9 protein-coding genes are annotated in these 8921 nt (G+C 55.6%); 8 read left to right on the top strand and 1 reads right to left on the bottom strand.

Annotated features, from left to right (window positions below; genetic code table 11):
• Positions 1–149: IMP dehydrogenase (locus AC2VLY_RS12925; RefSeq protein ID WP_486922414.1), on the bottom strand; the 149-nt coding region annotated here is incomplete at its 3' end.
• A gap of 184 nt (positions 150–333) precedes the next feature.
• Between AC2VLY_RS12925 and AC2VLY_RS12920 the strand changes: the two genes are divergently transcribed.
• The 8 genes from AC2VLY_RS12920 to AC2VLY_RS12885 form a co-directional block, all read left to right on the top strand.
• Positions 334–1260, top strand: coding sequence for a glycosyltransferase family 2 protein (locus AC2VLY_RS12920; RefSeq protein ID WP_193650603.1), 927 nt, complete (start codon positions 334–336; stop codon positions 1258–1260).
• Between the two features lie 176 nt (positions 1261–1436).
• Positions 1437–2921 carry a polynucleotide adenylyltransferase PcnB gene (gene pcnB / locus AC2VLY_RS12915; protein WP_486922412.1) on the top strand — a complete coding sequence of 495 codons (1485 nt, stop codon included), beginning with the start codon at positions 1437–1439 and terminating at the stop codon, positions 2919–2921.
• Between the two features lie 24 nt (positions 2922–2945).
• Entirely contained in the window at positions 2946–4250 is a 1305-nt protein-coding gene (locus AC2VLY_RS12910) for a CCA tRNA nucleotidyltransferase (RefSeq protein WP_486922411.1), read from the top strand.
• A complete protein-coding gene (gene folK, locus AC2VLY_RS12905) occupies positions 4208–4777 on the top strand; it encodes a 2-amino-4-hydroxy-6-hydroxymethyldihydropteridine diphosphokinase (protein ID WP_486893095.1) in 570 nt (189 codons plus the stop codon). The genes AC2VLY_RS12910 and folK overlap by 43 nt, the downstream gene beginning before the upstream one ends.
• Positions 4774–5373, top strand: coding sequence for a deoxynucleoside kinase (locus tag AC2VLY_RS12900; RefSeq protein WP_193650599.1), 600 nt, complete (start codon positions 4774–4776; stop codon positions 5371–5373). Before folK ends, AC2VLY_RS12900 begins: the two co-directional genes overlap by 4 nt.
• Positions 5374–5381: 8 nt before the next feature.
• Entirely contained in the window at positions 5382–6167 is a 786-nt protein-coding gene (gene panB, locus AC2VLY_RS12895; RefSeq protein WP_486893096.1) for a 3-methyl-2-oxobutanoate hydroxymethyltransferase, read from the top strand.
• Between the two features lies 1 nt (position 6168).
• Positions 6169–7008, top strand: coding sequence for a pantoate--beta-alanine ligase (panC, locus tag AC2VLY_RS12890; protein ID WP_486922413.1), 840 nt, complete (start codon positions 6169–6171; stop codon positions 7006–7008).
• A partial coding sequence (locus tag AC2VLY_RS12885; protein ID WP_486922410.1) for a DUF3683 domain-containing protein occupies positions 7005–8921 on the top strand: 1917 nt, incomplete at its 3' end. The genes panC and AC2VLY_RS12885, both read left to right, overlap by 4 nt.

Genomic DNA, 8921 nt, shown 5'->3' with positions numbered 1-8921 from the left:
GTATCCATGGCAGCCGACAACAAGGGAATATTGAGGCGGATGCGTCGACTCAACTGTGTTGAAATCTGGACGTTGCGGGGGAGTACTGCAGAGTGGGCAGGTACGAGCAGGACATCATCAAAGGTCAGAGCTTCGCCGATCAGTTGCATAATGGATCACCTATAACAAGAAAGGGGCCGGGTGTGCGCATCCCAGCCCCGTGATAAAAGGCATCCCGAACTATAGCCAATGAGAAGCCATTTTTCCAGTATTCGGAATTGACCGAAGCGGTCTGAGCCTGCTAACTTTCGCAACTAACGTCGCAGGCTACCCATATCATAACGAAAACATGCAATGACCGTTTCCATCATCGTTCCCTGCCATAATGAATCGGGCAACCTGAAAATCCTTCATGAGCGGGTGAGTGGCATTATGGATGCCTGCGGGGAACCTTGGGAAATGGTCTGTGTCAACGATGGCAGCACCGATGACACCCTCCTCCAGCTGATCGCCCTGCACCAGCACGACCCTCGGATTCAGGTCATAGATTTGTCCCGCAACTTTGGAAAAGAAGCCGCTTTAACTGCTGGTCTGGACGCTGCCCAGGGCGATGCCGCCATTCCCCTGGATGCAGACCTGCAGGACCCTCCAGAGCTCATCCCTGAACTGATTGCCCAATGGCACGATGGTTATGATGTGGTCAACGCCGTACGCCTCTCCCGAGAGGGGGAGTCCTGGCTCAAACGCGCTTCAGCCCACTTTTTTTACCGGGTGATCAACCGGATGAGCGCCGTAGATATTCCCGCTGACACGGGTGACTTCCGGCTTTTGTCGCGTCCGGTACTGGATGCCTTGCAAAGCCTTCCAGAACGCCGTCGTTTCATGAAAGGGCTATTCGCCTGGGTAGGTTTTCGCAGTACCAACATTTACTACCACCGTGCACCACGACATAGCGGCAAAACCACCTGGAATTACTGGAAACTCTGGAATTTTGCCGTCGAAGGCATTACCTCATTCAGTCAGGTACCCCTACAATTAGCGGCTTATCTGGGTTTTATCGTCTCCGGGCTGGCTTTCCTTTATGCTTTGTGGCTGATTATCAGCACCCTGGTTTATGGTAATCCTGTCAAGGGATATCCTTCCATGATGGTCACTTTGCTATTTTTAGGCGGAGTGCAATTGATGGCGCTTGGTGTCATAGGTGAATATCTGGGAAGAATTTACGAGGAAAGCAAGCATCGCCCTATTTATCTGATACGAAAAAAGTGGAATAAATTATGATCACACAATTCACGCAATTATAATAACATATACTTGTTGATTTTTTCATTTTTAATACTGTTTTGCTGCATCTATTGATATTGTTTATGTCTTAACATCACCCCACGCTGCTTTTCCCCAACTTTTCAGGTACACTATCGCCGGGAATGACAGACCACCCTCGCTAGGGATCAGCCTTGGTATCTTTAAAATCTTTTATAACCAGCCAGTTAAACATTGCAGAGGCAAGTACGGATAGCTCTGCCGATGCGCCGACCCCGCTCCCCGTGCAGATTCCTGGCGCGCAGGTAACACCGCGAGCAGAACATAATATCTCCCGGAGGGATATTAGCGACGGCGCCTTGCAGGTACTGAATGGCTTGCATCGGGCGGGTTTTCAGGCCTACATGGTCGGTGGGGGGGTGCGTGATCTCCTTCTGGGTCGCGAACCCAAGGATTTTGATGTGGCCACGGACGCGCATCCGGAGCAGGTGCGCAAACTGTTTCGGCGCAATGCCCGCCTGATTGGGCGGCGCTTTATTCTGGTGCATGTTCAGTTTGGTAGTGAAATCATTGAAGTGGCGACATTCCGGGGCGGCGCTGATGGCAAAAAGAAGGATGCCAGTGAGCGCAGTGAAAGTGGACGGATTCTGGCCGACAATGTTTACGGGTCGCTGGAAGAAGATGCCCGGCGCCGGGATTTCACGGCCAATGCCTTGTATTACAACATTGCTGATCGCGGCATTCTGGATTTCTCCACAGGCATGGAAGATTTGCAGGCTGGCCTTTTACGTATTATTGGGGATCCCGAACAACGCTATCGCGAAGATCCGGTACGCATGTTGCGGGCAGTGCGCTTTGCCGCAAAACTGGGGTTCACACTCGACGAAGCCGCCCGTGCGCCCATCAGCACCTGTCGGGACTGCTTGCAGGAAGTGCCCTCTGCGCGACTTTTTGAGGAAACCCTCAAGCTGTTTTTGAATGGCAACGCCCGTTCCAGCTTTGAATTACTCCGCCAACATGGTCTGTTCGCTGCTTTATTTCCACAAGTCGACGCCCTCCTCGATACGGACAACGCCGAACCTGCCCGGATTTTATTACAGGGCGCCCTGGAAGGGACCGATCAGCGGGTTCACGATGGCAAATCCGTCACGCCGGCCTTCTTGTTTGCAGCCCTGTTCTGGCCGGTATTGCAACAACAAAGCCAGGTACTGGAGCAGCAAGGAAAACCTGCAGCCATTGCCTTGCAGCAGGCGGCCAGCGATATTCTCCAGGATTGCATGGGCCGGGTAGCTGTACCACGGCGCTTTTCCCTGCCCATGCGCGAAATCTGGGATCTCCAGGCGCGTTTTTTGCGCAGAGGCGGAAGACGTCCCCATGCGCTACTCGCCCATCCCCGCTTCCGTGCGGCCTTTGACTTCTTATTACTACGGATTCAAGCCGGAGAGATCGCTGCCGAATTAGGAAACTGGTGGGAACAATTTCAGACTGCCGATCACGAAGGTCGCCGCATCCTGATCGAAGCCGCCCGCTTAGAGGAAAACGGACAGGAAACGGCTCTCGGTCCGCTGCCCGCGACCCGCAGTCGCCGTCCCAAACGACGGCGTCGCCGTCATCCCCGTTCTGATTCTGTGGCTGCAAAAAATACAGCAGACACTGAAGAAGTGACAGACAACGACTGACGAGGTCGTACGTCTATCCGCCCCATGGAAGCAGACTCCGCAAATCTCCTCCCCTTGCTGGAAAAGCAGTGGGGAGCTGCAAGGCTGGACCATCTGCGGCAAATTGGCCGTATTGCCCAACAACTGGGCACCCCTGCCTATCTGGTTGGTGGTGCGGTCCGTGACCTGTTTTTAAAGCGCTATGCGTCCGATCTGGATGTGGCCGTAGAAGGAGATACGCGCATGCTGGCGGAAGCCTGCAAAGCGCAGATTCATGGCGCGCACTATCAGTTTCATTCCCAGTTCGGCACGGCTATTCTGGAAGACAGCCAGGGAGTTGCTCTGGATCTTGCCCAGTGCCGACTGGAGCATTACCCCGCCCCGGCTGCCCTGCCGGAAGTTCACCCCGGAAATATTCATGCCGACCTGGCGCGCCGGGACTTCACCGTCAATGCCATGGCTATCCGGCTGGATCCCCAACAGTTCGGAATCCTGCTTGATCCTTATGATGGACAGGCTGATTTACAGGCCGGTTTACTCAGAACCCTGCATTCCCGCTCGTTTCTGGATGATCCTACCCGCATATTGCGGGGATTACGCTTTGCAACACGTTTTCAGATGGATTTGGCCCCGGAATGTCATCAGCAACTCAAACAAGCCCTGCAAGCAGACATTTTTACCCAACTGAGTGGCGCACGATTGTGGCGGGAACTTCGCTACCTGTTGGAACTGGAAGCACTACCCAGTGCATTATCCCAGCTGACTGCGTGGAAACTCTGGTTTTTGCTGCGCCCAACACCACCCGCAATCAACACCATGCAGACTTTGCTGCAGCGCGGTCAGGAACAAATTCAGTGGCTGCGCGCACAGTTTCCTGATGAGCCGCTGGCCATTTTTATCCCCATGCTGACCCTCATCTGGCATGATGTACCCCTACCCGATCTTCAACACTATCTCGACCGGTGGCCGGTTCCAGACCGGGGTCGACTGCTGGCGGATCTCCAGGTCTTGCCCGGCTTGCCGGACACCCTGCTTAAGGCAAATCGTCCCAGTCAAAAGGCAAACATCTGGCAAGGTGTCTCGGTCGCGGGCATACTGGCGGCTATGGCGGTATATGCTGACAATACAACACTGGTGGACAGCGCCCGTCTTTACTTGCAGGTACAGAGACGTCTCCCGTCGCCATTCAACGGACAGGAACTGCAAACGCTGGGGCTAAAGGCCGGACCGTCTCTGGGAAAAACATTGAAATCATTGCGGGAAGCCCAACTGGATGGCGAAATCTCGAACAAGGAAAATGCGCAACAATGGTTGATCAAACAGGGCATTCTGCCTCCGAACCCGCTGTAATTGCCTGGATCAGTATTGGCAGCAATCTTGCTCAGCCCGTGCAACAGGTGCAGAAGGCCATCCAGGCTTTGGCAGAATTGCCGGATTCAAAGCTGCTATGGTGTTCGCATCTCTATCGCACGGAGCCAGTAGGCGGCGTCGAACAACCGGCGTTCATCAATGCGGTTGCCCGTTTGCAAACCCATTTGCCGGCCCAGGCCCTGATGCAGGCCCTGCAAAATCTGGAAGCCCTGGCGGGCCGACAACGCAGTGCCGAAGTGTTCTGGGGTCCACGCATTCTCGATCTGGATTTATTGAGTCATGGCAATCTGATTTCCCATGACCCTGGCCTGCGCGTACCGCATCCGCGCATGAGCGAGAGAGCCTTCGTCCTGATTCCACTCGCGGAGTTTGATCCTGCGCTGAACTTGCCAGGATGTGGATGTATTGCCGACTATCTGCCCGCCGTTGCTGACCAGTCTGTCACGCGCCTGCCCGAAGCAACCATACCCAAGGAAACTTTACGCCCGCACCGAGCCAGCGCGTGAATCATTCGCGCATCATCAGCATTGAGGGACCCATAGGGGCCGGTAAAACGAGCTTGGCCCGTCTTCTCGCAGATCATTTTCAAGGCGAATTGATTCTTGAAAAGCCTGAAGAAAACCCCTTCCTACCCGGCTTTTATCGGCAACCCGGCGGCGCACTGGCCACTGAGCTGCAGTTTTTACTTCAGCGCCAGACTCAGTGGCAGACTGCAGCGCTGACCAATGCCTATATCATCAGTGACTACAGCGCCCGCAAAGACGAAATATTTACGCCCCTGACACTCAATGCGGCTGAATTCCAGTTATTTCAGCAAATCAAAATGCAACTGCATTATCAAGCCACGCCCGCCGCTTTGCTGATTTTTCTGGATGCCCCCCTCGCCACACTCAAAGAGCGTATCCTGTCCCGGGCCAGAGCCTATGAACAAAATCTGGATACAGCTTATTTGGCCAAAGTCCAACAGGCATATCTGCACTGGCGCAGCAACTACACCGCGCCGTGCCTGGAAATCAATACCGCAGAACTGGATTTTGTCCATGAAGAGCGGCACAATGATAACTTGATTAAAATGGTCAAGTATCACCTGCAAGACATTTGAGGAGCACAATGCACAAGAAAATTTCCCGCTGGGTTAAAGACAAACAACAGGGCATCAAACGGGCGCTGGTAACCGCCTACGATTACCCCACGGCGCGTTTTGCAGCGGCAGCTGGCATGCACGGTGTTCTGGTCGGAGACTCTCTGGGGATGGTCGTCTGTGGGAATCATGACACGCTCAACGTCACGCTGGAGCAGATGTGCTACCACACCCGCATGGTGCGCCGTGGCGCTGGCGGATGCCTGGTATTTGCCGATCTCCCCTTTGGTACTTATGAGAAAAGCCCGGAACAGGCCTGGGAGTCGGCGGGTGAATTACTGCGTGCCGGGGCCGATGTCATCAAACTGGAAGGCGGTGCGGAAATGGCAGCGACGGTAGCTTTCTGTGCAGAACGCGGCATCAATATTTGTGCGCATATTGGCCTGACACCCCAGCGCGTTCGCCAGTGGGGCAGTTTCCAGCGCCAGGGAAACACCGATGCCGAGGCTCAGCGTCTGCATCATGAAGCCGCAGCACTCAGCACAGCCGGGGCGCGGTTTGTGGTTATGGAAGCCGTCCCCGATCAAGTCGCTGCCAGAATCAGCAGAGCCATTGATGCCGTCACCATTGGCATTGGTGCGGGGCCTGACACCGACGCTCAGGTGCTGGTAGCCCATGATGTATTGGGTTTGGAGGCAGAAAGTCCACCCTTCGCACGCCGCTATCTGGAAGCTGGAAACCTGCAGCAGAAAGCCTTCGCCCAATATGTTCAGGACGTGGTCAGCGGCAATTTTCCGCCCCGACGCCCACACTGACATGCCGGTATTCAAGGATATTGCCAGCCTGCGTCAGTGGCGCCAAAGCCTGCGCGGCACCCTCGCGTTTGTCCCCACCATGGGAAACCTGCACGACGGTCATATGGCTTTGGTCCGCCTGGCTGCCGCCCGGGCCGAACAGGTGCTGGTCAGCATTTACGTCAACCCGCTGCAGTTCGGGCCGCAGGAGGATTTCGCCCATTATCCCCGCAGTCTCGACAAGGATTTACAGCAACTCCACGCAGCGGGATGCTCCACAGTTTTCACCCCGGACGATGCATTGATGTATCCGCGTGGCAGAAAGGATCTTTCCATCATCATACCGCCCCACAGTCTGGCCAAAGTCCTTTGTGGGGCCAGTCGTCCGGGACATTTTGCCGGGGTCTGCACCGTAGTCAACAAACTCCTGCAGATGGTTCAGCCCGAAATTCTGATTCTTGGCGAAAAAGATTATCAGCAACTGCGGATTGTTCAGCAAATGGTGGCCGACATGAACATGACCGTACAGATTCTTCCCGGCCCTGTTCAAAGAGAAGCGGACGGATTGGCCTACAGCTCACGCAATGCACGGCTCAGCCCTGGCGAGCGGCAAATGGCTCCTCTGTTGGCTGCCACACTGTTCGATCTGGTCCAGCGCAGTAACCCTCAGGCATCTGTTGCAGAATTGGCCCAAGCCGGTCGAGACAGTCTCGAACAGGCGGGATTTGTCGTGGATTATCTCGAATTACGGGATAGCGAGACGCTACAGGCCGTGAATGTCGCCCGGCCCGGTGCGCGTTGGTTTACGGCCGCGCATCTGGGGCAGACCCGGCTCATTGACAATGTTATAATTCCCTTATGAACTCACGTCTCCGCGAAATCCCCTACAATTACACCTCTTTTTCCGATGGCGAAATTGTCTCGCGCCTGATTGGCCAGGAAGCCTGGCGCATTCTCGAAGACCTGCGCGAACAACGCGTCACCGGGCGTTCAGCGCGCATGCTTTTTGAGGTGTTGGGCGATCTCTGGGTGGTAGAGCGTAATCCCTATATTCAGGATGACCTGGCCCGCGACAAGAGCCGGCGAGAAGCCCTGTGGAATGCACTGGACCATCGCCTCAACGACATCAGCGCGCGTGCCGAGGGCAATGCGCTGGTGTTACGGCTATTGGCTAACACCCGGGAAGCCGTACGAACCTTCACCCGGCAGTTTGATGAAGATCTGCAACTACGCAAAAAATCGGAAAAGCGTCTTCTGAAAATTACGGCACGGGACAATGTCGATTTCAGCGCCTATGCGCGCATCGCCCATATTACCGATGCTTCCGACTGGCGGGTGGAAATTCCTTTTGTGGTGCTCTATCCCGCCGATGAATCCGAAGTGCAACGCATGGTAGCCGCCTGCCGCGAACTGGGTCTTGCCATCATTCCGCGCGGCGGCGGCACCGGCTATACCGGCGGCGCCATCCCGCTCCGGCGTCACACGGCCGTCATCAACACCGAAAAACTGGAGCAGACCTCGGCTATTGAAATGATTACGCCGGCGGGACTGAACTCTGCAGTACCCAGCATGGTCGCGGGTGCCGGCGTTGTCACCAAAGTGGTTGCCGATGCTGCCGATGCTGCTGGTCTGGTGTTCGCGGTAGATCCCACATCCATGGATGCTTCCACCATCGGCGGCAATATCGCCATGAATGCCGGAGGCAAAAAAGCGGTACTTTGGGGTACAGCCCTGGATAATTTAATCTCCTGGCGCATGGTCACCCCCGACGGTAACTGGCTGGAAGTGGAACGCCTGAACCATAACCTCGGCAAAATTCATGATCAGCCGCAGGTGGATTTCCTACTCAAACGCTTTGCTGCCGATGGCAAATCGCCATTGGGTGAGCCAGAAAAACTCACCCTGCCGGGCGCCAGTTTCCGCAAGCCTGGCCTGGGTAAAGATGTTACCGACAAATTCCTCGGCGGGCTCCCGGGCATTCAGAAAGAAGGCTGCGATGGCATCATCACATCCGGACGTTTCCTGCTGCATCGCATGCCCGCCCATATCCGCACGATTTGCCTGGAGTTTTACGGGAACGACCTGAATGCTGCGGTGCCCGCCATCGTCGAAGTGAAATCCTTCGTGGAAAGCCAGAACAATGTTCTGCTGACCGGACTGGAGCATCTCGACGACCGCTATCTGAAAGCCATCAAATACAGTAACAAGGCTCCCCGCCACGAGCGCCCGAAAATGCTCCTGCTGGCCGATATTGCCAGCGATGATCCTGATGCGGCCGGAGCCACGGCGGCAGCAGTCGTGCGCATTGCCAACGCCCGGGGCGGCGAAGGCTTCGTAGCCACCACACCCGAATCGCGACGGCGCTTCTGGGCCGACCGCAGCCGCACTGCCGCCATATCCGCCCACACCAACGCCTTCAAAATCAATGAAGATGTGGTGATTCCCCTGGAGCAGCTGGGTGCTTATACGCGCGCCGTGGAACGCATCAATATTGAACAGTCCATCAGCAGCAAATTGCGCAGCCTCGCGGCGCTGGACGCCTATTTCAACGGCGATCTGGCTGAAATCCGCAAAGCCAAGGATTATGAAGATTCCAGCGAAGATCAGGCCATTGTTGCCGCCAAAAGAGCAGCGGCCCTCGCCCTGATTGAGGATACCCGACAACGTTGGGAATCCCTGCTCAGGCTGCTCGATGACGACGCAGCCTTGCATCCCGAACTGCTGGACGCTATGCGGTGCCGTTACCCTTACCCTCGGCACGCGCCGCGGTCAATT

This window comes from Acidithiobacillus sp. TH-A36 (genome assembly GCF_057473445.1).
The sequence above is the reverse complement of the archived record's forward strand: the minus strand, read 5'-3'. Positions and strand labels throughout refer to the sequence as shown.